At 62.0% G+C, this 24834-nt stretch carries 26 protein-coding genes; 19 read left to right on the top strand and 7 right to left on the bottom strand.

Annotated elements, in window-relative coordinates; all coding sequences use genetic code 11:
- Positions 1 to 92: 92 nt before the first annotated feature.
- The 3 genes from RE432_RS11960 to RE432_RS11950 all read right to left on the bottom strand — a co-directional run bounded on the left by RE432_RS11960 (position 93) and on the right by RE432_RS11950 (position 3306).
- Positions 93 to 1895, bottom strand: coding sequence for a methyl-accepting chemotaxis protein (locus tag RE432_RS11960; protein ID WP_310933639.1), 1803 nt, complete (start codon positions 1893 to 1895; stop codon positions 93 to 95).
- Positions 1896 to 1996: 101 nt separating this feature from the next.
- Entirely contained in the window at positions 1997 to 2407 is a 411-nt protein-coding gene (locus tag RE432_RS11955) for a hemerythrin domain-containing protein (protein WP_310933638.1), read from the bottom strand.
- A gap of 131 nt (positions 2408 to 2538) precedes the next feature.
- Positions 2539 to 3306, bottom strand: a complete 768-nt coding sequence (locus tag RE432_RS11950) for an RNA polymerase sigma factor FliA (protein ID WP_310933637.1) — start codon at positions 3304 to 3306, stop codon at positions 2539 to 2541.
- Positions 3307 to 3490: 184 nt separating this feature from the next.
- Here RE432_RS11950 and RE432_RS11945 point away from each other — a divergent pair, with 184 nt between their 5' ends.
- From RE432_RS11945 to RE432_RS11920, 6 genes are all read left to right on the top strand, one after another.
- Positions 3491 to 3895 carry a flagellar protein FlaG gene (locus RE432_RS11945; protein WP_310933636.1) on the top strand — a complete coding sequence of 135 codons (405 nt, stop codon included), beginning with the start codon at positions 3491 to 3493 and terminating at the stop codon, positions 3893 to 3895.
- A gap of 111 nt (positions 3896 to 4006) precedes the next feature.
- Positions 4007 to 5404 (top strand): flagellar filament capping protein FliD, encoded by a 1398-nt coding sequence (gene fliD / locus RE432_RS11940; protein ID WP_310933635.1) that lies wholly within the window; start codon positions 4007 to 4009, stop codon positions 5402 to 5404.
- A 2-nt stretch (positions 5405 to 5406) separates the two neighbouring features.
- Positions 5407 to 5838 (top strand): flagellar export chaperone FliS, encoded by a 432-nt coding sequence (fliS, locus tag RE432_RS11935; RefSeq protein WP_310933634.1) that lies wholly within the window; start codon positions 5407 to 5409, stop codon positions 5836 to 5838.
- 128 nt (positions 5839 to 5966) lie between these two features.
- The gene (locus RE432_RS11930) at positions 5967 to 6299 is read left to right on the top strand and encodes a flagellar protein FliT (protein WP_310933633.1); all 333 of its coding nucleotides are present in this window, start codon (positions 5967 to 5969) and stop codon (positions 6297 to 6299) included.
- A complete protein-coding gene (locus RE432_RS11925; RefSeq protein WP_310933632.1) occupies positions 6296 to 7660 on the top strand; it encodes a flagellar hook-length control protein FliK in 1365 nt (454 codons plus the stop codon). The genes RE432_RS11930 and RE432_RS11925 overlap by 4 nt, the downstream gene beginning before the upstream one ends.
- A complete protein-coding gene (locus RE432_RS11920) occupies positions 7657 to 7983 on the top strand; it encodes an EscU/YscU/HrcU family type III secretion system export apparatus switch protein (protein ID WP_310933631.1) in 327 nt (108 codons plus the stop codon). Before RE432_RS11925 ends, RE432_RS11920 begins: the two co-directional genes overlap by 4 nt.
- A gap of 88 nt (positions 7984 to 8071) precedes the next feature.
- Here the strand turns inward: RE432_RS11920 and fliE are convergent, their stop codons facing one another.
- The gene (gene fliE, locus RE432_RS11915) at positions 8072 to 8404 is read right to left on the bottom strand and encodes a flagellar hook-basal body complex protein FliE (protein ID WP_310933630.1); all 333 of its coding nucleotides are present in this window, start codon (positions 8402 to 8404) and stop codon (positions 8072 to 8074) included.
- A 344-nt stretch (positions 8405 to 8748) separates the two neighbouring features.
- On the opposite strand from fliE, the gene fliF reads away from it, so the two are divergent.
- The 13 genes from fliF to fliR all read left to right on the top strand — a co-directional run bounded on the left by fliF (position 8749) and on the right by fliR (position 19903).
- The gene (gene fliF, locus RE432_RS11910; protein WP_310933629.1) at positions 8749 to 10443 is read left to right on the top strand and encodes a flagellar basal-body MS-ring/collar protein FliF; all 1695 of its coding nucleotides are present in this window, start codon (positions 8749 to 8751) and stop codon (positions 10441 to 10443) included.
- Positions 10430 to 11431: a flagellar motor switch protein FliG gene (gene fliG, locus RE432_RS11905; RefSeq protein ID WP_310933628.1), complete on the top strand. Its 1002-nt coding sequence runs from the start codon at positions 10430 to 10432 to the stop codon at positions 11429 to 11431. The genes fliF and fliG overlap by 14 nt, the downstream gene beginning before the upstream one ends.
- Complete coding sequence (gene fliH / locus RE432_RS11900) at positions 11424 to 12167, top strand: flagellar assembly protein FliH (RefSeq protein ID WP_310933627.1); 744 nt, start codon at positions 11424 to 11426, stop codon at positions 12165 to 12167. Before fliG ends, fliH begins: the two co-directional genes overlap by 8 nt.
- Positions 12167 to 13654, top strand: a complete 1488-nt coding sequence (gene fliI / locus RE432_RS11895) for a flagellar protein export ATPase FliI (RefSeq protein WP_310933626.1) — start codon at positions 12167 to 12169, stop codon at positions 13652 to 13654. The genes fliH and fliI overlap by 1 nt, the downstream gene beginning before the upstream one ends.
- Positions 13647 to 14096 (top strand): flagellar export protein FliJ, encoded by a 450-nt coding sequence (gene fliJ / locus RE432_RS11890; RefSeq protein WP_310933625.1) that lies wholly within the window; start codon positions 13647 to 13649, stop codon positions 14094 to 14096. The genes fliI and fliJ overlap by 8 nt, the downstream gene beginning before the upstream one ends.
- A gap of 12 nt (positions 14097 to 14108) precedes the next feature.
- Positions 14109 to 15440, top strand: coding sequence for a flagellar hook-length control protein FliK (locus RE432_RS11885; protein WP_310933624.1), 1332 nt, complete (start codon positions 14109 to 14111; stop codon positions 15438 to 15440).
- 166 nt (positions 15441 to 15606) lie between these two features.
- A complete protein-coding gene (locus RE432_RS11880; protein ID WP_310933623.1) occupies positions 15607 to 16104 on the top strand; it encodes a flagellar basal body-associated FliL family protein in 498 nt (165 codons plus the stop codon).
- Positions 16105 to 17097, top strand: a complete 993-nt coding sequence (gene fliM / locus RE432_RS11875; protein ID WP_310933622.1) for a flagellar motor switch protein FliM — start codon at positions 16105 to 16107, stop codon at positions 17095 to 17097.
- Positions 17098 to 17107: 10 nt separating this feature from the next.
- Entirely contained in the window at positions 17108 to 17647 is a 540-nt protein-coding gene (gene fliN / locus RE432_RS11870) for a flagellar motor switch protein FliN (RefSeq protein ID WP_310933621.1), read from the top strand.
- Between the two features lie 8 nt (positions 17648 to 17655).
- Entirely contained in the window at positions 17656 to 17991 is a 336-nt protein-coding gene (gene fliO / locus RE432_RS11865) for a flagellar biosynthetic protein FliO (RefSeq protein WP_310933620.1), read from the top strand.
- 25 nt (positions 17992 to 18016) lie between these two features.
- Positions 18017 to 18808 carry a flagellar type III secretion system pore protein FliP gene (gene fliP / locus RE432_RS11860; RefSeq protein ID WP_409079847.1) on the top strand — a complete coding sequence of 264 codons (792 nt, stop codon included), beginning with the start codon at positions 18017 to 18019 and terminating at the stop codon, positions 18806 to 18808.
- A gap of 9 nt (positions 18809 to 18817) precedes the next feature.
- Positions 18818 to 19087, top strand: coding sequence for a flagellar biosynthesis protein FliQ (gene fliQ / locus RE432_RS11855; protein ID WP_310933619.1), 270 nt, complete (start codon positions 18818 to 18820; stop codon positions 19085 to 19087).
- A 24-nt stretch (positions 19088 to 19111) separates the two neighbouring features.
- A complete protein-coding gene (fliR, locus tag RE432_RS11850) occupies positions 19112 to 19903 on the top strand; it encodes a flagellar biosynthetic protein FliR (RefSeq protein WP_310933618.1) in 792 nt (263 codons plus the stop codon).
- Between the two features lie 766 nt (positions 19904 to 20669).
- Here the strand turns inward: fliR and RE432_RS11845 are convergent.
- From RE432_RS11845 to RE432_RS11835, 3 genes are all read right to left on the bottom strand, one after another.
- Entirely contained in the window at positions 20670 to 22397 is a 1728-nt protein-coding gene (locus RE432_RS11845; protein WP_310933617.1) for a methyl-accepting chemotaxis protein, read from the bottom strand.
- A gap of 85 nt (positions 22398 to 22482) precedes the next feature.
- Positions 22483 to 22866, bottom strand: coding sequence for a hypothetical protein (locus RE432_RS11840; protein WP_310933616.1), 384 nt, complete (start codon positions 22864 to 22866; stop codon positions 22483 to 22485).
- The gene (locus tag RE432_RS11835; RefSeq protein WP_310933615.1) at positions 22866 to 24701 is read right to left on the bottom strand and encodes a methyl-accepting chemotaxis protein; all 1836 of its coding nucleotides are present in this window, start codon (positions 24699 to 24701) and stop codon (positions 22866 to 22868) included. Before RE432_RS11835 ends, RE432_RS11840 begins: the two co-directional genes overlap by 1 nt.
- Between the last annotated feature and the right edge of the window lie 133 nt (positions 24702 to 24834).

The raw sequence follows: 24834 nt of genomic DNA, 5'->3' as shown, positions 1-24834 counted from the left end.
AGCAACAGCGGCCCAAAGGTCGGACTGACGCCCAATCACGTGCCCGAATTGGCCGCCTGCCGCCGTAAGCAAAGCGCGCTACGAACCGCTGCTTAGAACTCTTCCCACTCTTCCTCACGCACCGGCGCGGGCTTGCCCATGGTCAGGGCCTGCCTGGAAGGCGTGGGCGTGGGTGCGGACACCTGTTGCGCGGCGGCGGGAATCTGCGCCGGCGAGGCGGTTTTAGCCGGTGTCTTGGCCTGGTCAGGGGCGGCCGACGGCCGGGCAAGCGCTGCAACAGGCCGACTGTCTTTGGCGTCGCGCGCATCCCGCTGTTTCAGCCGGGCTTCTTCCTGCCCCAGCTTGAAGATGCTGACCACTTCCACCAAGGCCTTGGCTTGCTCGTTCAGGCTGCTGGACGCGGAGGCTGATTGCTCGACCAAGGCGGCATTCTGCTGGGTCACGTCGCTCAGTTGCAGGACGGCGTCGTTCACCTGCGCAATCCCGGTGGTCTGCTCATTGGTGGCGGCGCTGATTTCGCTGATCAGGTCGGTCACGCGCTGTACCTGGGTCACAATTCCGGTCATGGCTTCACCCGCGGCATCGACCATCTGGCTGCCGGCCTGAGCCCGAGATACGCTTTCGTCGATCAACAGCTTGATGTCCTTGGCGGCCGCCGCGCTTTTCTGGGCCAGGCTGCGCACCTCGCTGGCCACGACGGCAAAGCCGCGCCCTTGCTCGCCCGCCCGGGCGGCCTCGACGGCGGCATTCAGCGCCAGGATATTGGTTTGGAAGGCAATGCTGTCGATCACGGCGATGATGTCGACGATCTTCTTGGACGAAGTATTGATTTCGTCCATGGTCTGCACCACCTCGCCCACCACTTCGCCTCCCTTGACGGCGGCGCCGCTGGCGGCCTGCGCCAGGTGCGCCGCCTGCTGGGCGACGTCGGCGTTGCTTTTGACCGTGCTGGACAGCTCTTCCATGGCGGCGGCGGTTTCGGTCAGGTTGGCGGCCTGCTCTTCGGTACGCTGCGACAGATCGGCATTGCCGTAAGAGATCTGGCCGGAACCAGTGGCAATGCTGTCGCTGCTGGCCCGAACCGAGCTGACGATGTTGCGCAGGGCGGCCTGCATCACGCTCATGGCGTGGATCACGCTGCCGTCATTGGCGCGGGAGGTGTCGATGCGGCCGCTCAGGTCCCCACGGGCGATGGCATTGGCTACCCTGGCAGCCGCGCCCGGCTCGCCGCCCAACTGACGCGTCAGGCTTCGGGTAATCAGCCAGCCCAGCAAAAATGCAATGATCACGCCCACAGCGGTCAGCCCTATCATGGTCAGGCTGGCACTGTCATAAACCCGCTTAATTCGCTGATCCAGCGCGCTGGAATCGCTCTGTTTGCGATCAACCAGTTGATACATGCCGTCCACCGCCTTATCACCCAACGGGGCCGCTTGAGACGTTAGCAATAGCCGGGCCTGCTCAGCGCTATCGGCCGCCTGGGAGCTCAGCGTCCCGATGACGCTGTTGACGGCTTTTTCATAGGCCTCGACATTGGACCGAGCCTGACCCACTGTAGCCAGGCCGGATTCCGTGACGAAAAGGCCTTTCAGCCGATCAAAATTGGTGTAAATAACAGAAAAGTCGCTTTTTACCGCGTCGATATAAGCCTGACGATGCTGCGGCTCGGCCACGATCGCACTGCGTATGTCGCGGCCAACCGCAATAACGCTGCCTCGCGCATCCGCGGCGGCACGCATGCCGACGATTTCACGTCCGTACATTTGCTCGGCCATCCGATGGACTTGCTGCAGCGAATACAGGCCCACTACGCCAATAATCCCGGCGATGAACGCCACAATCAAAAATCCGCCGATCAGTTTGGTTTTAACTGTCAGATTGGCCAACCAATTCATGCCACGCTCCAATAATGAGTGCTAGTCTCGGGTTTTCCCTAGTGTGGATTGTAGGCAGCCAGGCCTGTCGGCAAAGTGCGGAAGAAAGCGGTAAATACCCCCTATAGCGTTTCAATTGCCGGGTAGAACTCGGTATTTTCCTTTTGCATGCGCGCATGGACGACTTTAAGCACGGAATTGGCTTCGATACGGAATTGTTCCGCCTGCCCCGCCACGGCGGCGGCGGAACTCCAGCGGCGTGAAAAAGCGATGTACGCGTTGGCAATGCCTTTCATGTCGTCTTGGTAGGCCTGGCCCATTTGCGCCAAGCGGGAATTGCTGGCCTGCTGAAGGGCCGGGTACAGGATGCGGTCCTCAATCGCCAAATGCAGTTTGACGATATTGCTAAGCGCCACGATCTGCCGCGCAATATTGTGGGCATTTTCCTGGATGCCGGCATGGGCCAGCTTGCGCAAGCTGGCAATACCTTGCAGTATTTCGACGTGCTGGTGCTTGAAACGATCTATATCCATGATGCTTCCCTACGAGACATGTTTTGAAAAATAAAAACCATTAAGATACATATTAAATACATCTTTAAGAAAGCACAACACCATTGATGCCGGTCATGAATGAAATGGGGGTTGGCGGCGCGTATGCGCGCCTATAGCAAAGCCTGGAACTCTTCTTCGCCGGGACTTTCGTGCCAGTCGTTATGGGCCAGCGAGGCGCGTATGCGTGCCACGGCCTGGGATCGCAACTGCGACACCCTGCCCTCGGTAATGCCCATGACGGCGCCGATCTCTTTCTGGTTCAGGTCCTGCTCGAACTGCAGGGACAGCAGCAGCTGCTCGCGCTCGGGCAGGCCCTGTATGGCGCCAGCCAAGGCGTGGCGCAGCCCCTTGGACATCAAATGCCTTAAGGGATTGGCCCAATGCACCGGCTGCTCCGCCGCATCGTGAACCTGGGCGCGCTCGAACATCGGATTGGCATCTTCGTCGCGCCTGGCCAAGTCTTCGTAATGGATTACCTGCACGCCGCGCGCTTCTTCCAGCAAGGTCTGGTACTCAGGCAGCGGCAAGCCCATTTCTTCGGCAATTTCAGCCTCGGTGGCCGGGCGCATCAGACGATGATTCAGCCTGTGCAGGGTTTCTTCGATGCTTTTGGCCTTGCTGCGCACGCTACGCGGTAGCCAGTCCTGGCTGCGCAGCTCATCCAGCATGGCGCCCCGGATACGGGTAACGGCATAGGTTTCGAACTGGGCATCGGCCGTTTGCTGATAGCGCCGCACGGCATCCAGCAGACCCATCATGCCGGCCTGCATCAGGTCATCGAGTTCGACGCTGGCGGGCAACCGGGCAACCAGCTGCAGGGCCAGGCGGCGGACCAGAGGAGCGTACTGTCCGACAAGGAGGTCTTCGGAGCTAGGCATGCGGGATCAATAGAACGGACTTTCAGATTCGCTATTGTGTCCCGCTTCTGCCCTATGAGTAGGTTCGATCAGCACGCCATTTTATTGTCTATTCGCTGAATTAAAGTTTTTTCCAGCCATGCCGTTATAGACATCTGTAGAGCGCTTGCGTCCACCCAATAATAATTTCCAGGAGCCCCCCGTCATGGTCAACCCGATCACTCCCGGCGCCGCTGCCGCCACCTATGGCTTGCCCTCCAGCCAGCCCGAACGCCCCGTATCGCTGCCTGAACCGGCGGTTCAGGTCACGGCGGCCAGCGAGGCCACGGACAGCGGCAACGCGACAGGCGGTACGCTGAATCGGCAAGATGGGCAGCAACCCGACGGCTCGGCTCCCCTGGAAAAAGCGCTGGAAATGCTCAACAGCAATCTGAAAGCCTGGTCGACCGGCATGCGCTTCGATGTCGACCCCGAAGCCCAACGCGTGGTGGTGTCCATTATCGACAACGAAACCGGCGACGTATTGCGCACGGTCCCCAGCGACGCCGTCATACGCGTGGCCAAGATGATCGTGCAGCTTCAGGGAAAAAGCGTGGATACGCGGGTATAGTTCCACCACGCAATTTAGGGGTAAACGCCTAAATTGCCAAGGCTTCAAGCCGCTAACGTTTGTATTGAATCCGTTTACTTTGCAGCACAATACCCTCATTGGGAGTTTTACATGGCTATTTCATCTATTGGTGTCGGTTCGGGCTTGCCCCTGAATGAGTTGCTGGAAGATCTGCGCACTGCGGAAAATCAGTCGCTGGCCCTGATCCAGTCCCGGCAAAAAACGGTCGAAAGCCGTCTATCGGCCTACGGCACGCTCAAAGGCACCATTGAGGCCTTGAAAAAAGCATCCGATGCACTGGGTAAACCGGAAGCCTTCGGCGCCCTGAAGGCCAGCGTCAGCGGCGATGCCTTTACCGCCACGGCGTCCGCCAAGGGTATTGCGGGCGAATACAGCATTGCCGTGACCCAACTGGCCGCCACGCAAACCATGGTGGCCGCGGGCCAAGCCGACCGTACCACGGCCATTGCCACCGGTTCCGGCACTGTCGACATCGAGATCGCGCTGGCCGACGGCACCACCAAAACGCTGACCCTGGATGAAGCCGATACCTCTTTGAACGGCATCGTCAAAGCCATCAACGCCGACCCGGAGCTGGGCGTCAAAGCCACCCTGGTCAACGACGGCTCGGGCACGCCCCATCGACTGCTGCTCACGGCCAGCGCCAGCGGCACCGACGCCGCAGTGGCCAGCATTACCGTCGAAGGCAGCAACGAGCTGCAGGCCGCCATCGGCTACAACAGCACTAACAGCGGCGGCGCAACAGGCGGCCTGACGCAGCAGCAAGCCGCTGCCAATGCGCAATTGACCATCAATGGCATTGCCATCACCAGCCAAAGCAATCATGTCACCGATGCCATTGAAGGTGTGGAACTGACCCTGTCCAAGGTCACCACCGAACCGGCCACATTGTCTTTGGTCAACGACGATACCGTGACCGCCGATGCCATCAACGCGTTCGTGACGGCCTACAACAAGCTGCAAACCACCATCAAGTCGCTGACGGCGTTCAATGTGGAAGCCGAGACACAAAGCGCGCTGACCGGCGACAGCCTGGCCCGCAATGTGCAAAGCCAAATCCGTGGCGCACTGAATGTGGCCGACTCGTCGGGCGCCATCGCCAACTTGTCGCAAATGGGCATTACCACCAATCCAACCGACGGTACGCTCATTGTCGATGCGACGAAACTGAACGATGCCTTGAAAGACAATATGGTCGACGTGCAGAAGCTGTTCACGGGCGAAAACGGCCTGAGCGCGCAACTGGGCGCCGCGGCCGACAGCTTCATTAAGACGGGCGGTGTCATCAGCAATGCCACCGACAGCATCAACCGCACAATCAAAGACCTGCAGAAGCAGTACGACACAACGTCCGACCGCATCGACATGAAGATGGAAAACTACCGCAAGCAGTTTGCCCAGCTTGATGTCATGATGTCGCAAATGAACTCCATCAGCACCTACCTGACGCAACAACTTTCCATGCTGGGCTCCAGCTCGGATAAATAATCATGACATACGGCGCCCCTAAACGCGGTTTCGGCAGGCAATCGGCCCAGGCCTATGCAAATATAGGCCTGGAAACCGAGGTATTGAGCGCCAGCCCCGAACACCTGATCACCCTATTGTTCAATGGCGCCCAGGCCGCCATCCTGAAAGCCCGGCTCCATATGCAGAATGGCGATATACAGGGGCGCGGCAAGGCCCTGTCGAAAGCCATCGACATCGTCGACTCGGGCCTGAAAGCCAGTGTCGACCAGGAAGCGGGCGGAGAGCTGGCCACGAACCTGGTGGCCACCTACGAACTGATCATCCGCAACCTGCTGTTGGCCAACCTGAACGCCGACCTTGAAAAGCTCGCCCTGGCCGAGCGCATATTGGTCGACCTCAGCAGCGCCTGGCGCATGGCTGTCGACCCGGCCAAGACCGAAACCGCTGTATAAACGGCCCAGGACATCGTTTTATACAGCTGCCTGTAGTATTTTTGACCTATTTTTTATATGCTTGTCCTTAAGCAGGCATACCACCGCGTTACCACGTATAACAGCTGTACAGCCAAGCGATTCCATCCATGAGCACATCGCCATCCATCCTGCGCCAATACGAAATCATTGCCGGCATTTCAAGCCGCATGCTTGCGGCGGCACGCGCCAACCAATGGGACGACGTCGTCACCTTGGGCGAAGAATACCAGGCCGCCGTCGAATCGCTGCGCGGCATGAAGGACCTGAACAACAAAGACCGCCTTGCCCGGCGCGAACTGCTGGTCAAGATTCTGGAAGATGACGCCCATATACGCACGCTGGCGGCCCCCGAGCTTGCCCGCCTGGGTGTGCTGCTGGGCAACATGAAACGCCAACAGTCGGTGCTTCAGGCTTATCTGGCGCCTTCGTTTAACCCATGAGCGTCGGCCCGCCGGCCCTGGGCACCCTGCTGGTGCAACGGCTGGACGCCGTGTTGGGCACGACGCTGTCCGCGCAGGCCAATATTGTGTCGGGGGCCCGGCCCGATGCCGTCTCGCAACCCGGCAACCCCGAACGGCCCGACGCCGCGCGCAATGAAACCCAACGCCATCCGCGTGAAACCGTCGACCGGATTACCGCGCAAACCGAGCAGCAGAACCGCCACGCCGTTGATCGGGCCAGGCTGGATGCGCGCACGGCCGCCGCGTTGCTGGCCCGCAACGCCCCCAACACAGCCGCCACGCCATCGGCCCCCACGACCTTGGGCCAGGCCGCAAAAACCATATTGGCCTTGCTCGCGAATTACCCCGAGCAATCCGCCGCGGTCATGGGCAAACGGCCCCTGCTGGACCGCCACCCCAATGGACAGGCGCAAGCCAGAACGGGGACCGGCCCGAATGCAGCGACCGCGGGCGCACAAACAACCGCAGGAAGTGCCGGGGCACGCGCCGCGGGGCCGGCAGCCGGCGGTCCGGCCAGCCTCAACCCGGGCGCTGCCGCGCCGGCGGGTTCGGGCGGCAGCGCGGCAGCCGGCGTGACAGCCGGCGCCGGCCTGGCCGCTACGGGCGCGCCCCCCATGGCTATGCAATTGGCCCAGGCCTTGTCCCAGGCCTTGCAGGGCAGCGGCATGTTTTACGAGTCGCACCTGAACCACTTGGCGTTTGGCAAGCACAGCCTGGCCAGCCTGCAACAGGAACCGCAGGCACAGGTGGGACGCCAGGCGGCGAACCCTGCCAACAATACGGCGGGCGATGCGGCGGCGCCGCGCGCCGGCGCCGAACTCACGGCGAGCAGCAGCACAGGCGCACGTGGCGCGGAAACCACCCACCCGGCGGGGACCACGCAAACGGCCGCAACGCCTTCGCCGTCCGCCCCGCCCGTTCCGGGCCTGGACCCGCAAACGCATGTGCTGGTGCGCCAGCAGCTTGAAGTCCTGGCCAACCAGACGTTTGCCTGGCGCGGCGAAGCCTGGCCCGAAGCGCCCATGGAATGGGAAGTCACCCGCCACGAGGCGGCGCTCGGCACCGACGTCGCAGACCACTGGGCTACGCGCATCAATGTCCACCTGCCTACGCTGGGCCATGTTCAGGCGCGCCTGACCTTGTCGGGACAGCAGTTGGTCATGCACCTGATCGCGCCGGACGCCGCCGACCTGCTGGACCAGCACGCGGAAGCCTTGCGCGGGCGCTACTCTGCCCAGGGTTTGCAATTGAGCCAGTTGTCGATTGCGCCGGAAGACGCACCAGAACCGGCGCCCGAGCCTATCGCCGCCGACCCTGGCGACCAGGCGGGCACGCCATGAGCACACGTCCGCATGCCCTGGACGATGGCCGCCCCAGCGCCGTTGCAATCACCTACGACAAAAGCGACTCGGCCCCCAGAGTGGTGGCCAAGGGCTATGGCACGCTGGCTGAAAACATCATCCGCACGGCCAAGGACCATGGCTTGTACGTGCACGAATCGCCTGAGCTGGTCGGCTTGCTGATGCAGGTGGACCTTGATTCGCATATTCCGCCCCAGTTGTACCAGGCGATTGCCGAACTGCTGGCCTGGCTCTATGGCCTGGAGGCGGGCGACAAAAAAGCGGCGCTGCTGCCCGAGCCCGCGCCGCCTGCTATGCCTTGATATCTCGCGCCCTGCTTCCTTTCCGGATCAAAGTTGAACGCAACAGCAAGCGCCGCCGATAAAGCGCGCGCTTGGTATAGAAATTGAATTACACAGGCATGCTGGCAATTTCCTGATAAGCCGCCACCAGGCGGTTGCGCACCTGCACCGTTGCCTGGAAGGCAATGCTGGCCTTCTGCATGTCGATCATGACGTCGTTCAGCGATACATCGGGCGCGCCCAGCTGAAAGGAGCGGGCTTGCGCGGCGGAGTCGTTTTGCAGGGTAGAAACGCGCTCGAGCGAGCTTTTCAGCGCAGCGGCAAAGCCGCCGGTGTCGGCGGCGGCGGGTTGCGTGCGGGTGGGCGACGATGACGCTGCATCGGCAACCGCGCGCATTTGCGCCAACATGTTCTCGATCGCGGATAGTTGTGGTATGGCCATAATAATCAGTAAGCGTATTGAATCGATGCGGACTTTTCCCGCCTGCCTAATGTAATCAATACGCCCCCGGCCCAAGCGGTGCATCAAGCGCCAAAAAGCCCGGCTTTTCAGCTTATACGGCACCACTATCCGACAGCTATAGTTCCGGTGCACGCAATTCGCCTGCCTTGCTATTCATAAGAGCTAAATGACCCACAAAACCCGTGTTTTTCGGCGCTTGCCGCGCCGATCTTGCGGGTCATAATTCAGGCTCTCTTACCTTTGTCTTGTCGCATGTACACCTTGCCAACCCACTGCTTGACGTTCCCCTTGCGCCAAAACCACCTTAGCGGTAGAGGTCGTCAATGAGCCAATCGGCACAATTGTTGGCCCGCTTTCCGGCGCTGGAAAAAATAAACGGCTGGCCCAAGCCCGTTCAGCTCGGCGCGGCCGCCGCCGCAGTGGCCCTGCTTGTCGTCCTGCTGCTGTGGACGCGCTCGCCCGATTACAAGGTGCTGTTTTCCAATCTCGAGGATCGCGACGGCGGCGCCATTGTGACGGCGCTGACGCAAATGAACGTGCCCTACAAGTTTGCGGAAACCGGCAGCGCCATCATGGTGCCGGCGGACAAAGTACATGAAGCCCGCCTGCAACTGGCGCAGCAAGGCCTGCCGCGCAGCGGCGAAGCCGGTTTCGAACTGCTGGACCAGACCCGTTTCGGCGCCAGCCAGTTCACCGAGCAGATCAATTACCAGCGCGCCCTCGAAGGCGAGCTGGTCAGCTCCATCCAGGGTCTGCATGCGGTACAAAGCGCCCGCGTCCACCTGGCCATCCCGCGCGAATCGCTGTTCGTGCGCGACCGCCAGCCGCCCACCGCTTCCATCATTCTTACGCTGTACCCCGGCCGCAGCCTGAGCGACCCGCAAGTCGCCGCCATTACCTGGCTGGTGTCATCCAGCGTACCGCACCTGACCGCGGACAACGTATCGGTGGTGGACCAGAACGGACGCCTGCTTACCTCGCCTACCGGCGAAGCCGCCGCGGACGACAGCCGCCGCAGCCTGGTGAACGATATCGAACACCGGACGGTCCAGCGCATCCTGACCTTGCTGACGCCCCTGGTCGGCCCGGGCAATGTGCGCGCCCAGGTCAGCGCCGACGTGGATTTCGCCCAGCGTGAACAGACATCGGAAGTCTATCGCCCCAATCAGAAGCCGGGCGAAGCAGCCGTACGCAGCGAACAGACCAGCGCATCGGTGCAGCATAATGTCTTGCCGCCCGAAGGCGTACCCGGCGCGCTGACCAATCAGCCGCCGCTCAATGCCACCGCGCCCATCGTCACGCCGCCCGCCGCCAATCAGAACCAGAATCCGGCCGACCCCAACGTCGCGGCCAACCAGGGCCAGAACGGCAACCCGGAAGATCAGCCGAACGTGCTGGCCACCAACGGCACGCTGCAACAGGGCACCAGCAATTCGCGCAACGACGCCACCATCAACTACGAGGTCGACCGCACGATCAGCCACGTGAAGGATCCATTGGGCACGCTGCGGCGCCTGTCGGTGGCCGTGGTGGTGAACTACCGCAATAACGACGGCGAGCTCGAACCCCTGCCCGCCGCCGAACTCGACAAGCTGAACGAGCTGGTCAAACAAGCCATGGGCTATTCGGCCGAGCGCGGCGACACGCTCAGCGTGATCAACAGCCAGTTCAGCGACGACACGCCGGCTACCCTGCCTATCTGGGAAAACCCGCTGTACCTGGACTACGCCATGCAGCTGATTAAGTATCTCTTGATTGCGCTGGTCCTGTACTTGTTGTGGCGCGGCGTGGCCAAGCCCATGCTGGCCAGCAATGCCGAAGCCAAGGCCAAACAGGAAGCCGAAGCCGCTGAAGTGGAAAAGAACCAGGAAAAGCTGGCTGCGGCGGAAAGGCTGGCGTCGGAGATGAATCGCCACGAAGAAAACCTGGCCACGGCGCGTACGATGGCACAAAAAGACCCACGCGCCGTCGCGATGGTCCTGCGTTCATGGATGGAAAAGAAAGATGGCAGTCGTTGATACCGACCTTGATCGCTGCGCGATCCTGATCATGTCTCTGGGTGAAGACGCAGCGGCCGAGGTCTTCAAATACTTGAGCGCTCGCGAGGTACAGATGGTGGGCGGCGCCATGGCCAACCTCAAGCAGATCACCCGCGCCGACGTGGACAAGGTGCTTGAAGACTTCCGCCAGGAAGCCGACCAGTTCATGGCCGTCACGCTGGGCTCCGACGATTACATACGCTCGGTGCTGACCAAGGCGCTGGGCACTGACCGCGCCGCCGGCCTGATCGAAGATATTCTTGAAGCCGGTGACAGCGGCAACGGCATCGACGCGCTGAACTGGCTGGAAGCCAATAGCGTGGCCGAACTCATTTCCGATGAGCACCCGCAGATCATTGCCACCATATTGGTGCATCTGGAGCGCGACCGCGCTTCGGCCGTACTGGCCCTGCTCAACGAAAGGCTGCGCAACGATGTCATGCTGCGCATTGCAACGTTTGGCGGCGTGCAGCCGGCCGCGCTGCATGAACTGACCGACGTGCTGAACGACATGCTGTCCGGCCAGGGCGCCAAGCGCAGCAAGATGGGTGGCGTACGCACGGCGGCCGAGATCCTGAACTTCATGAATTCCGCCGAGGAAGATGCGGTGGTCGCCAGCCTGCGCGAACTGGATGCCGACCTGGCCCAGCGCATTGTGGACGAGATGTTCGTCTTCGAGAACCTGGCCGGCCTGGAAGACACCGCCATCCAGTTGATCCTGAAAGAAATCGATACCGCCGCCCTGACCATCGCCCTGAAGGGCGCGCCGGAAGAGCTGCGCGAGAAGTTCTTCAAGAACATGTCGAACCGGGCAGCCGAAATGCTGCGCGACGATCTGGAGGCGCAAGGCCCTGTACGGATGTCCAAAGTCGAAGAGGAACAGAAAGCCATTGTGCAGGTGGCGCGCAAGCTGGCCGAGGCCGGTCAGTTTACGCTGAGCGGGCTTGGAAACGACGAATATGTCTGACAAACCGGCCGTGAGCCATCGCCGCGCCGCCGAAACCTGGAAGCGCTGGGAAATGCGGGCTTTTGAAAAGCCCGCGCCCGCAGCCGCCAGCGTGGCGGCGGTGGCGCCGGTGCCCGACCTGAATCATTTGCGCAAAGAAGTCGAACGCCTGCGCGACGCCGCGCAGGCACGCGGGCACGCCGAGGGCTATGCGGCCGGCCACGCCCAGGGCCTGGCCGAAGGCAGCGATGCGGGGCACGCGTCGGGGCATCAGCAGGGATACGACGCCGGCTACGCCGCCGGACACCAGGCGGGCTATGAGCTTGCCGCGCAAGAAGCCGCCCACTTGCAAACACTGGCGCAAGCCTGCGCCGGCGCCATCGAGTCCGTTCATGCCGAAATGGGGCAAGCCCTGATCGCGCTGTCCATCAAGATTGCCGAACGGGTATTGCGCAGTACCCTGCAGGCCTACCCCGATAAGATCCTGGATCTGGTCCATGATGTCATGCAGGTCGACAGCGGCCACGAAGCCCTGATCAAGCTGCGGCTCAACCCGGAAGACCTGGATCTGGTCGAGCACTATCTGCACACCGAAGGCGTATCGGGGTCCTGGCGCTTGCTGCCCGACCCGTCGATCGAGCGCGGCGGCTGCATTGCCGAAACCGCCCTGGGCAGCATTGATGCCACCTTGCAGACACGCTGGCAGCGCGTCATTGCCTCGCTGGGCCACCAGGCCCCGCTGGACGGGAAAGCCTGATGGCGCCCGAGCCCGGCTTGCTCTCGATGCCGGCGGAACGCTGGCGCGCCCAGCTTGAAGCGGGTGCGCGCCGCGTTGCGGCCACCGATTCCTGGCATGTCAGCGGCCGTATTACCCGCGTCACCGGCCTGGTGCTGGAAGCCACGGGCCTGCGGCTGGCTGTCGGAGCCGCCTGCAAGATAGAAATCGCGCCGGGACAAAATTATTGGGCCGACGCGGAGGTCGTGGGTTTTCATGGCCACACGCTGTATTTGATGCCGCAAAGCGATATTTCCGGCGTCGCGCCGGGCGCCCGGGTCATTCCGATGGAGCCGGCGGTGCAAAGCCGCCTGCCCCTGCCCTTGCGCGCCCTGGACCGGGCCGGGCCGCCGCCTGTGCTGTCGCGTCACCTGCCCGTAGGCGATGCTTTGCTGGGCCGCGTGCTGGATGGCGCCGGCCGTCCGCTGGACGACTTGGGGCCGCTGGGCCATGTGACGGCGGCGCCGCTTGGCGCCCAGGCCATCAATCCGCTGGCGCGCGCGCCCATCGATACCGTGCTGGACGTGGGCGTACGCGCCATCAATGGCCTGTTGACGGTGGGGCGCGGGCAGCGCATGGGCCTGTTCGCCGGTTCGGGCGTGGGCAAGAGCGTACTGCTAGGCATGATGGCCCGGTATACGCAGGCCGACGTCATCGTGGTGGGCCTGATCGGCGAACGGGGCCGTGAAGTCAAGGAGTTCATCGAGCACAACCTGGGCCCCGAAGGCCTGAAACGCTCGGTGGTGGTGGCTGCGCCGGCCGACGTGTCACCCTTGCTGCGTCTGCAAGGCGCTGTGTATGCCACCAAACTGGCCGAATACTTCCGCGATCAAGGCAAGCATGTGCTGCTGATCATGGATTCATTGACCCGCTACGCCATGGCGCAGCGCGAAATCGCACTGGCCATCGGCGAGCCGCCCGCCACCAAGGGCTATCCGCCCTCGGTCTTTGCCAAACTGCCCGCCCTGGTCGAACGGGCCGGCAATGGCGCGCCGCTGGACGGGCGGCCTGCCGGCTCGATCACTGCCTTTTATACCGTCCTGACCGAAGGCGACGACCAGCAGGACCCCATCGCCGATTCTGCCCGCGCCATCCTGGACGGCCACGTGGTGCTGTCGCGCAGCCTGGCTGAATCGGGGCACTACCCGGCCATCGATATCGAAGCGTCCATCTCTCGGGTGATGGCGGCCATCGTGCCTAAAGAACAGTTCACGCTGGTGCACCAGTTCAAGAAAATGCTGTCGCGCTACCAGCGCAATCACGATTTGATCGCCGTTGGCGCGTACACGCCGGGCAACGACCCGCACATCGACGAAGCCATCGAACGATACCCCTGGCTGGAGGCTTATCTTCAGCAAGGCATAGAAACCCGCATCGATTACCCGTCGGCGGCGGGCGAACTGGCCACTTTGCTGAACAAAGGCGGCAACCAGGGACTGCCGTCATTTCAAGGAATGAACCATGGCTAAGCATTCTGCGCTACCGACCCTGATCGACCTGGCCCAGAACGGCGCCGATGAGGCCGGCAAGCAGTTACAACTACTGATGAACGAGCGCAATAACGCGGAAACGCAGCTGTCCACCCTGCAGGTTTACCGCCAGGATTACGCCGAGCGCCTGCAAAAAGCGACAGAAAACGGCCTGTCGGCATCGAACTATCACAATTTTAGGCAGTTTATCGCCACTTTGGACGAGGCCATCTCGCAGCAAAATAGAGTCGTTGCGCAAATTGACAGCAAGCTTGAGCACGGACGGCAGCGCTGGTATAGCGAAAAACGCCGGCTGAACTCGTTTGAAGCGCTGCAAACGCGCCAAACGCAGCAACAGCTTGTACGCGACAATCGCGCCGAACAGCTCGTCAGCGACGAATTCTCGGCCAATATGTACCGTCGGGTTCGACAAGCCCATTGATCAGGCCGAGACATGCATACATCAAACATTTCCGCTGTACTGCCCGTAGCGCAAAAAAATGCCGCGCACGTCCACAACGACAGCAATGCCGAAGCCACGTCGCCCGACAACCGTTTTTCCAACGTCCTGACGCGCCAGCACAGCCACGAACCGGCGCACAACGCAACCAGCCCGGCCCATCGCGGAGCTGACAGGAAGGCGCCATCCGAAGCCAAGGCCGAGCCGGCTGAGCTTGGCGATGAGGCCCTGGCGCAGGCAGCCGCCGAACAAGGCCTGACATTGCCGCAAATCGCCCTGAACATCGCCGCCGAAGTGGCGGCCGTACGCCAGTCCGGCCTGGCCACCGCGCTGAAGCACCACGGCGTCGCGGACAAGGCGGCACGCACGACGGCACACGCCGAGCAAAGCGTACGCAGCCTGCTGTCGCGCTTGCCGGCTGCTCCTGCGGCGAACGTTTCCCTGGCGGCCGCCCAGGACCAGGCCGGCGTGCTGGCCCGCAAGGCGGCAGCCCTGGCCGACACCCTGCCCGGCGACCGTGTCCGCAGCACATTATTGCCGGCGGCGGCTGCGCCCAATCTTCAGCCGCAGCATTCGCCCTTGTCGCCGGCCGTGCTTGGCGCCGGCAAAGCCGCCAGCATTGCCGGCGCCAAGCAGGCCGTGCTGACCATGCAGGCCCGCATGCAAGTGGCCGACCACAGCCAGCCCAAGCCGGCGTCCCCCTTCCCCGAGGTGTTTACCGCCCTGGCCAGCGCTGCGGGCGATATCCGTACCATTCCGTTCCAGGCCGATGCGGGCACGCTTCAGGCTGCCGCTGCGGCGACCATGCCCGGCGCGTCCGCCGGCTTGCTCTCCATGCAGTCCAACCCCCTGCCCATCCCTGGCGCGCAGCCGCAGTTGCCCGGCATTGCCGCGCCCTTGCAAAGTCCGCAATGGGGGGCGGAGCTGGGGCGCCAGGTCCTGACCATCACTCAGGGCGGCCACAACATGCCGCACACGGCCGAGCTCCGGCTGGATCCGCCTGAACTGGGGCCTTTGCGCATCTCCATCAACCTGAACGACAACGTCGCGCATGCGGTGTTTGTATCGGCCCACGCCTCGGTGCGGCAATCGGTGGAAAACGCCCTGCCCCAGCTGCAGCAAATGCTGGCCCAGGCCGGTATTTCGCTGGGCCAGACCAGTGTCAACGACCAGGGACAACCCGGCCAGGCATTCAACGAAACCTTTGGCCAGGGCCGCGGCAGTTCGGGAACGGGCCAAGCCGCCAACGATGGCGCCGACAGCCTGGCGTTGCCGGCCGCCGCGCGCATGCCCGCAGCCAATGCACTGGTGGACACCTTCGCCTGACCGGCAGGCACGGCCGCCGTCAGCCAAACTCAGGAGCTATCGAGTATTCAGTCCCTTATTCAACGCGATTGCATGTGCGGCGATGCGGCACAATGCATTACCTTGAAAGAAACTGTGCGCTTGCACGATGGCGACCCCATTCAACCGCAAATCACCGCAACCCGTCATGCCCAAAAACGAATCCAGCAAAATCGGTCAATTAGTCAAGTCTGTTCTATCGATCGTGCTGATCGTGGTGGCCAGCATTGGGGCTACCTTGTTCTACTTCGACCGTTCCGGCATTGCGCTGGGACTGAACACCGCCAGCGCCGAAGTGCCAGCGGAGCAACAGCCAGCCGCGCCCCTGCCCAACCCCATTTTTGAACCGCTCGAGCCCTTTACCGTCACCTTGCGCAACGAGCGCGGCAACCGCATTCTGTATGTCGCGGTGACCCTGCGCGTACCCGACGAAAGCTCGCGCCGCATGATCATCAACTACATGCCGGAAGTACGCGACCGCATCCTCAGGGATCTGTCCGAGCAACAGGCCGATTACATCCAGACGACAGAAGGCCGGGCCGCCCTGGTCCGCACACTGACGCAGACGCTCCAGGCGCCGTACGCGCCGCAACCGGCCGGCCCCGTGATTACCGGCGTATTGTTTACCGCCTTCGTGATTCAATAAATGTCTTATCAAAGCCTACTCTCGCAGGATGAAGTCGATGCGCTGCTGGCAGGAGTTACCGGCGAAAGCAGCGAAAACGTTACCCAGGCCGAAGACTTAAGCGGCGTCAGGCCTTACGACCTGAGCTCGCCGGACCGTGTGGTGCGCCACCGGATGCAAACGCTGGAATTGATCAATGAGCGCTTTGCACGCAAGCTCAGGTCTTTGCTGCTCAGTTTCATGCGCCGCAATGCCGACATCACCGTAGGCGCCATCCGCATACAGAAATACTCCGAGTTCGAACGCAACCTGCCGGTGCCCAGCAACCTGAACATGGTGACCATGAAGCCATTGCGCGGCGCGGCCCTGTTCAGCTTCGACCCCAACCTGGTCTTTCTGGTCATCGACAGCATGTTTGGCGGCCATGGCCGCTACAGCATGCGTGTAGAGGGCCGCGACTTCACCACGACCGAGCAACGCATTATCCGCCGGCTGCTCAGCCTGACGCTGGAAAGCTACGGCACGGCCTGGGAACAGGTTCATCCCGTGGAGTTCGAGTACATCCGTTCGGAAATGCACACCAAGTTCGCCAGCATTACCAGCGGCAACGAGATCGTGGTGGTGACCTCCTTCAATATCGAACTGGGCGCCTCGGGCGGTAATCTGAATATCTGCCTGCCCTATTCCATGATCGAGCCGGTGCGCGACCTGCTGACGCGGCCACTGCAAGAGGCCAACGTCGCCGCGATCGATCAGCGCTGGACCCAGCAGTTGACACGCCAGGTACGCAGCGCCGACGTGGAAGTCGTGGCCGAATTCGCCCAGATCCACACCAGCATCGCCGAATTGATCAGGCTGCAAGTCAACGACGTGCTGCCCATCGATATTTCCCCCGCGATCACGGCGCACGTCGGCGGCGTTCCTGTCATGGAATGCAGTTACGGAACCTTCAACGGCCGATACGCCTTGCGCGTGAAAAGAATATTGGCGAACTCTGAAACAGACCTCACTTGAGCAAAGCAAAATGACTGATCCCACCAACGATTCCGCCAAAGTCAATCCGGCAACTGAAAACGCGGATGCCGATTGGGCGGCCGCCCTGTCTGAACAGGCGGGCCAGATACAAAAAGCCACCCAGGCCGACGGCCTTGCCCAGGAAGCCGATGACTGGGCAAGCGCCCTGGCCGAGCAGACCGCGGCACAAGCCCCGGCCGCCGCCGAAACCGCGCCCGCGGCCATCGCCAACCCGGCGGCAAATGTGTTCCAGCCGCTGGTCGATAGCGCCATTGAAGGCAATAGCGACATCGACATGATCATGGATATTCCGGTGCAGCTCTCGGTCGAGCTGGGCCGCACACGCCTGACCATCAAGAATATCTTGCAGCTTGGCCAGGGTTCCGTCGTCGAACTGGACGGCCTGGCCGGCGAGCCCATGGATATCTATGTCAATGGCTATTTGATCGCCCAGGGCGAAGTGGTGGTGGTCGATGAGAAGTACGGCATACGCGTGACCGACATCATTACCCCTTCAGACCGCATCAGCCGCTTGAACAGCCGCCGCTAGGCGCCAGCATGACGGAAGAAAGCGTCCTGCGCCTGATCATCAGCCTGATCTTCATCGTCGGGCTGATTCTTGCCTGCGCCTGGATTGCGCGGCGCGCGGGCTGGGCGCAAACAGGCGGGCACAGGGCGGTCAAGGTATTGGGCACGCAAAGCCTGGGCGCGCGCGCCCACGTCACCGTCGTAGAAATCGAGGACGCCCGGCTGGTACTGGGCGTCACGGCCAGCCAGATCACCCTGCTGCACACACTTGGACCATCGGCGCCCGGCGCAATGGCCGGCCCTCAGGCGGCAACGGACACCCCCAGCTTTGCCGCCGCCCTGGGCAAGGTCCTGAAACGCCGCTAAGCACGCGGCGCTCGCTATTTTCGCCATGAATCACCCTGCCTATTCCTTCCGCCGCTTTATGCGCGCACCCGCCCTGCGGGCCTGGGCCATACTGGCCGGGCTGGTCATGCTGTGGTTGCCCGCCGATACCCTGGCGCAGGCCACCCTGCCCGCCATCACGTCGACACTCAATGACAACGGCAGCCAGACCTGGTCGCTGAGCCTCCAGACACTGGTCCTGCTGACCATGATGTCGTTCCTGCCGGCCATGCTGATGATGATGACGGGCTTCACGCGCATCATCATTGTGCTGGGCCTGTTGCGCAACGCCATGGGGACGGGCGCGTCGCCGCCCAATTCGATCCTGATCGGCATTGCCTTGTTCCTGACTTTCTTTGCCATGTCGCCCGTGTTCGACCAGATCTACACGGATGCCTACCAGCCCTTGAGCAGCGGCGCCATCGTGTTCGAGGAAGCCCTGGAGCGCGGCGTCAAGCCCCTGCACACGTTTATGCTGCACCAGACGCGCGAAACCGATCTGACGCTGTTCGCCAACATGGCCAATGTGCCCGATATTGAAAGCCCGGATCAGGTCCCGCTGCGTGTATTGGTGCCCGCTTTTGTGGCCAGCGAACTGAAAACGGCTTTTCAGATCGGCTTTACCATTTTCATTCCGTTTCTGATCATCGACCTGGTCGTGGCCAGCGTGTTGATGGCACTGGGGATGATGATGGTGCCGCCGGTCACCATCTCTTTGCCCTTCAAGCTGATGCTGTTTGTGCTGGCCGACGGCTGGCACCTGCTGCTGGGTTCCCTGGCCCGCAGTTTTTATCAGTAAGGTGAACACATGAATTCCGAAACCGTCATGTCGATGACTTACCAGGCGCTGAAAATTGCGCTGTCCATGGCCGGCCCGCTTTTGCTGGTGGCTCTGGCAGTTGGGCTGTTCATCAGCATTTTCCAGGCCGCCACGCAGATCAACGAAATGACGCTGTCCTTCATTCCCAAGATCCTGGGGGTGGGCGCGGTGCTGGTCCTGCTGGGACCCTGGCTGATCACGACCATGGTCGATTACATGCAAAGCCTGCTCAGGCAGATACCCAGCCTGGTATCGTAAGCGCCGCGGGACGCGGGCAACATCATGATTTCGGTCGACATCAACCAGCTCTACGGATGGCTCAATGCCTTCCTGTGGCCGTTCATACGCATCCTGGCCTTGCTGGGCACGGCGCCCCTGCTGGGCGACGGCTCTATTCCCACGCGGGTCAAGGTCGGTTTCGCCGCGATCATTGCCGTCGGCATCGCGCCCACGCTGGACCCCATGCCCGATTTGCCGACAGGCTCTTTTGCCGCGCTGTGGCTGGCGGTGCAGCAAGTGCTGATTGGCATCGCCATGGGCCTGGTGATGCGCATTGTCTTTGCGGCGGTACAGACGGCGGGCGAGTTCATCGGGCTGCAGATGGGGCTTTCGTTCGCCTCCTTCTTCGATCCGGCCACGGGCGCGAATACGGCGGTGCTGGCCCGTTTCATGAACAATATGGCCCTGCTACTGTTTCTGGCGCTGAATGGGCATCTGATCATGCTGGCGGGGCTGATCCGCAGCTTCGATGTGCTGCCGATACGGGTGGGGTCCTTGGACACGAATGGCTGGGGCGTGCTGTTCGAGTGGAGCTCTCAGGTGATGGTGTCGGGGATGCTGCTGGCGCTGCCGCTGATTATCGTGCTGTTGACGATTAATCTGGCCCTGGGCATTCTGAACCGGACGGCGCAGCAGTTGTCGGTGTTTGCGGTGGGCTTTCCGATCAGCCTGATGACGGGGCTGGTGCTGCTGGCGACCGTATTGCCGCAGTCTTCGTCGTTCTTGTCGCGCTTCTTCGAGGAAGGCTACAGCACGATGGCGCGGCTGGCGCAGGCGCTGGCTGGCGGTGGGTAAGTATCTGCTCTATTCTTCAGGGCGACTATTGGTTTAAGGACGGAACCCGGTAGCGCTGACCCGTTCGCCTGCGAGCGCACGGGGACGTTGATCTGTTCTTTGAATCTATTCTTAAGAAGGCGGACGTGGCGGGCGCTGCTCCGGCTTCGCGCGCTACGGCCACGGCTTTGCCGTGGCTGCCCGGTTCAGCCGTATCAATCGTGGCGAGCGCGGAACTCGCCCGAATGGACAGCCCCCGGCTGTCCATCAGCACTGGGCTCAAACAGCCGCACTCTTGCATCCACGATTGATACGGCTGAACCGGCTTGCGCGAGGCGCCTGCACAGCACCCGCCACGTCCGCCTTTTAGACAAGAGATAACTGACACGTCCTTGTTATCGCCTGACTGGCCTGTATCTTTCGTCTGCTCACCTTGCTATGGCTCGATATTTCCACACTTGTATCAGCTGTGTATTTTGCTGTTTTATCCGTGGTGATGACGAGCCCTGCGGGCTGCCTTGGGCTGGGGCCGGCGGTTAGGCGTGCGCCGCAGGCTTCCGAAGGCAGGCCGGGGGCTGTCGTCGGGCGCTGTCTGAGCGAGCGCAGCGAGTGAGTTCGCCCGACGCCCGGCCGAACGAGGAAGATGCGGAAACAAGCACGCCGTGCCGGAACCAGCCCAAGGCAGCCCGCAGGGCTGCACCTTAACAGCAAAAACCACGCATCCAGCAGCCAAAAAAACGCCCGTTAAAAAACGGGCGCCTTCACCTGCATGGTTACCTTATCCCGTTCAGGAATAAGCCCCCTCCAAAGCATTGAGCCCCTTGCGCCCTTCCACTTCCAGGGACGGCTCCGGCATATCGATGACTTCGTTGGCGTTGATCTTGAACACCGCCACCGCTTCGGCCAGGCGCGCCGCCTGATCCTGCAAGGAACCGGCCGCTGCCGCCGCCTGCTCGACCAGCGCCGCATTCTGCTGCACCACGCTGTCCATCTGCGTCACCGCCTGGTTCACCTGCTCGATCCCGTCCGACTGCTCACGCGAAGCCGACGAAATCTCGCCCATGATCGTCGTCACCCCATGCACCGAACCCACCACCTCTTGCATGATCTGGCCCGCCTGGTCCGCCTGCTTGGCGCCCGACTGCACCTTCTGCTGTGCCTCCTCGATCAACACCTTGATCTCCTTGGCCGCCTGCGCGCTGCGCTGCGCCAACGAGCGCACCTCGCCCGCCACCACCGCAAAACCCTTGCCCTGCTCGCCCGCGCGCGCCGCCTCGACCGCCGCATTCAGCGCCAGGATGTTCGTCTGGAACGCAATCCCGTCGATCACCCCAACAATCTCCACCATCTTGCCCGAGCTCGTGGCGATCTCGTCCATCGTGCTCACCACCGCTGACACCGCAGAACCGCCGCGCTGCGCTACCTCAGAGGCGCTCTTGGCCAGCGTATCGGCCTCGGTCGCGTTATCCGTGTTCTGACGCACCGTGCTGGCCAACTGCTCCATGCTCGCCGCCGTCTCCTGCAAGGATGCGGCCTGCTGCTCGGTGCGGCTGCTCAAGTCCGTGTTGCCCATGAAAATCTCGCGCGAGCCCAGGTTGATCTCTTCCACGCCGTGGCGCACCGTGCTGACCGTGCGCGTCAGGCTCTCCTGCATCCGGCGCAGCGCCTCGTATAGCACTCCGATCTCGTTGCGCGACTTCACCTCGATACGCTGCGTCAGGTCTCCGCCCGCGATCCGGTCAAAATGCGCACCGGCGTCCACCAGTTTCTTGACCACAATCCGGCCAAAGACAATACGCATGACCAGCATCAGCAACAGGCCGACCAGCACCGCGATACCGATGGCTGTCAACGCTTGCTTGAAGCTGTTGACCGCGTCGTTGTAACTGACTTCCTGCACAGCGTCGACGTACTTTACATACGCTTCGATCGACTCCTGGAAGGCATCGGAACGTGCAATGCCGAATTCATTGTTCACAAAGTAGAAGGTGGTGAAGTCATTGCTTTCCAGCGCCTGCACCATAGGCTCGATGCCGTCGTCCACATAGGGGCGATACGAGCTGATGATGCGCGTCGCCAGGCGGCGGCCTTCGGCTGTTTCAGGCATCTCTTTGCGGAACTCGTCGAACTGTGTCTTGACTTCGTCCAGCTTCATCTTCGCCGCGCCCAGCATGGCCAATGAATTTTCACGCAGTTTGGCGTCTTCCGCTGCGGCCGCTTCCTGCTGGTAACGGGCCGCCACCAGCAACGAGACGCGGGCGGTCAGCATGTCGGAACCCATGTCGTAAACGTTCTGGGCCCGCTTGTTCTGCCGCTGCACGGCCTCGAACTGCTCCAGGTCGCTTTGCAGGAACCAGGCACTCATCCCGCCTACCGCAAGAATCAACATCATGAACACCGCCAGCACCAGCATCAGAATCGTGCTGACCTTGGCATCGGCAAGACGGAAACGGCTACGTTTCTTTTGTGCTTTGTTTTTCTTTCCGTTGGCGGAATTGGGTAAGGAAGTGGACATAATAGAACCTGAATAGCGTTATGGGCCGCGCCTGGACGCGAACAAAAATCAACTGCTGAAAAACAACGGCCGCGGGTACGCGGGACTACTGCATCGGCATGGGCTGCTGCGCCGGAAACTCGTACGCTCTGGGAATATTGACGCTTTTGACGATGCGCTGATAGCGGCCGTCGTGCCCGAAAGCCAGCCAGAGCTCCTGGTTGAAATACACGGCGTCGGTGGCCAGGGTGGCCTTGTGGGCCCAACGCGCCGTAGCCGAGCCGTCAAGCTGCCGGTAGACATCGACGGGGTCGGCATGAAACAAGGCGCTGGCTTCGGCCAGCGTGGTGTGGCCCGGCACAATCAGCGGCAGCGCCGATGAATCAAAACTGCTGCCTGTGGTGCTGCATGCCGACAGCCCCAACAGGCAGGTCAGGGACAGAAGCAGAACGGATAGCGCGCGGCGCGACAATGTATAGACGAAGTTCATTAAAATTCCACCCAGTCATCTTCATTGATCGTGGGCTGCTTGCTGGCGCCCGCCTCGGGCTTCATGACGTAGGACGGCTTGGCCGGCGTCGCGGCTTTGCCTGTTTGCGCGGGCGTCTGCGCGGGGGCTGGCGGCGCGGCTTCCCGCTTGGCTGGATCGGCCTGGGGACGCTCCAGCGCGCCCGTCTCAGGCGCAGGCGGGTTCGCGGCAAGCTTGCGGCCGGCGGCGGGTTGGCGCGCCGCTGCCGCCGGCAGTTGCTTGGCGGCCACATCGATCACTTGCTTGTCGGCCGTCTTGAAAACAGCCACGGCGTTGTTCACGTTAACCACCTGCTCGCGCAGGCTGGCGGCCGACGTTGCCGCCTCCTCGACCAGCACCGCGTTCTGCTGGGTCACCAAATCCATTTGCGTGACGGCATGATTGATTTGATCGATACCCGAGGACTGCTCGGTGGTGGCGGCGGAAATCTCGCCCATGATGTCAGTCACGCGCGCGACGGCGTCGACAATTTCCTGCATGGTGGCGCCGGCCCGCTCGACCTGGCCGGAGCCTTCGGCCACCCGCTTGACTGAGTCTTCGATCAAGCCCTTGATTTCCCTGGCCGCCTGCGCGCTGCGCTGCGCCAAGGCACGGACTTCCGAGGCGACAACGGCAAAACCCTTGCCCTGCTCACCCGCCCTGGCGGCTTCAACGGCGGCATTGAGCGCCAGAATGTTTGTCTGGAACGCGATACTGTCGATCACGCCCACAATGTCCGATATCTTGTTCGAGCTGGCGGAAATGCCCTCCATGGTGGACACTACTTCGCCCACCGCCTGGCCGCCGCGCTGCGCCACATCAGAGGCGGTAGCCGCAAGTTGATTGGCCTGGCGCGCGTTATCGGCATTTTGCTTGACGGTGCTGGCCAGTTGCTCCATGCTGGCGGCCGTTTGCTGCAAAGCGGCAGCCTGCTGCTCGGTGCGCGCGCTCAGGTCGGTATTGCCCGCCGCGATCTGCTGCGAACCGCTGTGTATCCCTTCCATGCCCAGGCGCACCGCACCCACCATGCGGCCCAGGCTGTCCTGCATGCGCTTGAGCGACCCATGCAAGGCGCCGATTTCGTTGCGCGACGACACGTCGATACGATGCGTCAAGTCGCCCGCGGCCATGTAATCGAAGTGCAGACTCGCCTGCTTGAGCGGCCGCAGCACGGTGCGCGACATCGTGAAAATGGCCAGAAGGGCCAGCAGCAAGGCCAACGCCACCAGGCCCGCCGAGAGGTAGCGCGCCTGCAGGAAACGGCTATCCATGCTGCCGACCACGGTTTCATTGCTGGACTGTACGTAGGCATCGAACTTGTTGAATGCCGAATCAATGGTTCGGGCCGCATTGCGGGCCTGGCCGCGCTTGAGCGCTTCATAGGCGGCGGTATTCTGTGTGCTGGCTAAAGCCCCAAGCTCGCGGGCCTGCGCCCAATACGAGGCAAAGGTTTCGCGCAGAATCTGCTTGGTGACATCGCCGCTGCTGCCGTTCAGATTATTAGCGTCAAGAAAATGCTGCAGGCGGCTGCGGGAGCTTTCAAGCAATTTGTCGGCGGCGTCCAGTTCGCGGCTGCGCTGCTGGGGGTTGTCCACCTTGATGGCGGCATCGATCTGGTTGACCGCCAGCAAGGCATCCACGTACGCATTCTTGACATGGGTATTGGCCGACACGCCCGTCGCGATCAAGGTGTCGAGCTCGGCGCGGGTCTGCTGCTGGCCATACCAACTGATCCCCACCGCGGCCAGCGTCAACGCCGAGAGGAAAAGCACCACAATGGTCAGGCTGGTTTTGAGTTTCAGTTGACTGAACTTCATTAATTATTCTCACACCTTCGTCGGATCAGGACGCTGTCTCCGGCCTTGTCCCGGGCTGGCGACAGCACCGCCTTATTCCATTTCTATTTCAAACGCACACTTTGCCGGCCTCGCTTGCCTGATGTCGGTTTCA

Source organism: Pusillimonas sp. SM2304, assembly GCF_031628915.1.
GTDB lineage: Bacteria > Pseudomonadota > Gammaproteobacteria > Burkholderiales > Burkholderiaceae_B > Pusillimonas_C.
Note: the sequence above shows the minus strand (reverse complement) of the source record. Positions and strands in the feature narration are given on the sequence as shown.

Excerpts from the sequence above, each read along its gene's own strand:
- RE432_RS11960 (WP_310933639.1), bottom strand. The coding sequence starts at position 1,895 with ATGAATTGGTTGGCCAATCTGACAGTTAAAACCAAACTGATCGGCGGA.
- RE432_RS11955 (WP_310933638.1), bottom strand. The coding sequence starts at position 2,407 with ATGGATATAGATCGTTTCAAGCACCAGCACGTCGAAATACTGCAAGGT.
- RE432_RS11950 (WP_310933637.1), bottom strand. The coding sequence starts at position 3,306 with ATGCCTAGCTCCGAAGACCTCCTTGTCGGACAGTACGCTCCTCTGGTC.
- RE432_RS11945 (WP_310933636.1), top strand. The coding sequence starts at position 3,491 with ATGGTCAACCCGATCACTCCCGGCGCCGCTGCCGCCACCTATGGCTTG.
- fliD (WP_310933635.1), top strand. The coding sequence starts at position 4,007 with ATGGCTATTTCATCTATTGGTGTCGGTTCGGGCTTGCCCCTGAATGAG.
- fliS (WP_310933634.1), top strand. The coding sequence starts at position 5,407 with ATGACATACGGCGCCCCTAAACGCGGTTTCGGCAGGCAATCGGCCCAG.
- RE432_RS11930 (WP_310933633.1), top strand. The coding sequence starts at position 5,967 with ATGAGCACATCGCCATCCATCCTGCGCCAATACGAAATCATTGCCGGC.
- RE432_RS11925 (WP_310933632.1), top strand. The coding sequence starts at position 6,296 with ATGAGCGTCGGCCCGCCGGCCCTGGGCACCCTGCTGGTGCAACGGCTG.
- RE432_RS11920 (WP_310933631.1), top strand. The coding sequence starts at position 7,657 with ATGAGCACACGTCCGCATGCCCTGGACGATGGCCGCCCCAGCGCCGTT.
- fliE (WP_310933630.1), bottom strand. The coding sequence starts at position 8,404 with ATGGCCATACCACAACTATCCGCGATCGAGAACATGTTGGCGCAAATG.
- fliF (WP_310933629.1), top strand. The coding sequence starts at position 8,749 with ATGAGCCAATCGGCACAATTGTTGGCCCGCTTTCCGGCGCTGGAAAAA.
- fliG (WP_310933628.1), top strand. The coding sequence starts at position 10,430 with ATGGCAGTCGTTGATACCGACCTTGATCGCTGCGCGATCCTGATCATG.
- fliH (WP_310933627.1), top strand. The coding sequence starts at position 11,424 with ATGTCTGACAAACCGGCCGTGAGCCATCGCCGCGCCGCCGAAACCTGG.
- fliI (WP_310933626.1), top strand. The coding sequence starts at position 12,167 with ATGGCGCCCGAGCCCGGCTTGCTCTCGATGCCGGCGGAACGCTGGCGC.
- fliJ (WP_310933625.1), top strand. The coding sequence starts at position 13,647 with ATGGCTAAGCATTCTGCGCTACCGACCCTGATCGACCTGGCCCAGAAC.
- RE432_RS11885 (WP_310933624.1), top strand. The coding sequence starts at position 14,109 with ATGCATACATCAAACATTTCCGCTGTACTGCCCGTAGCGCAAAAAAAT.
- RE432_RS11880 (WP_310933623.1), top strand. The coding sequence starts at position 15,607 with ATGCCCAAAAACGAATCCAGCAAAATCGGTCAATTAGTCAAGTCTGTT.
- fliM (WP_310933622.1), top strand. The coding sequence starts at position 16,105 with ATGTCTTATCAAAGCCTACTCTCGCAGGATGAAGTCGATGCGCTGCTG.
- fliN (WP_310933621.1), top strand. The coding sequence starts at position 17,108 with ATGACTGATCCCACCAACGATTCCGCCAAAGTCAATCCGGCAACTGAA.
- fliO (WP_310933620.1), top strand. The coding sequence starts at position 17,656 with ATGACGGAAGAAAGCGTCCTGCGCCTGATCATCAGCCTGATCTTCATC.
- fliP (WP_409079847.1), top strand. The coding sequence starts at position 18,017 with ATGAATCACCCTGCCTATTCCTTCCGCCGCTTTATGCGCGCACCCGCC.
- fliQ (WP_310933619.1), top strand. The coding sequence starts at position 18,818 with ATGAATTCCGAAACCGTCATGTCGATGACTTACCAGGCGCTGAAAATT.
- fliR (WP_310933618.1), top strand. The coding sequence starts at position 19,112 with ATGATTTCGGTCGACATCAACCAGCTCTACGGATGGCTCAATGCCTTC.
- RE432_RS11845 (WP_310933617.1), bottom strand. The coding sequence starts at position 22,397 with ATGTCCACTTCCTTACCCAATTCCGCCAACGGAAAGAAAAACAAAGCA.
- RE432_RS11840 (WP_310933616.1), bottom strand. The coding sequence starts at position 22,866 with ATGAACTTCGTCTATACATTGTCGCGCCGCGCGCTATCCGTTCTGCTT.
- RE432_RS11835 (WP_310933615.1), bottom strand. The coding sequence starts at position 24,701 with ATGAAGTTCAGTCAACTGAAACTCAAAACCAGCCTGACCATTGTGGTG.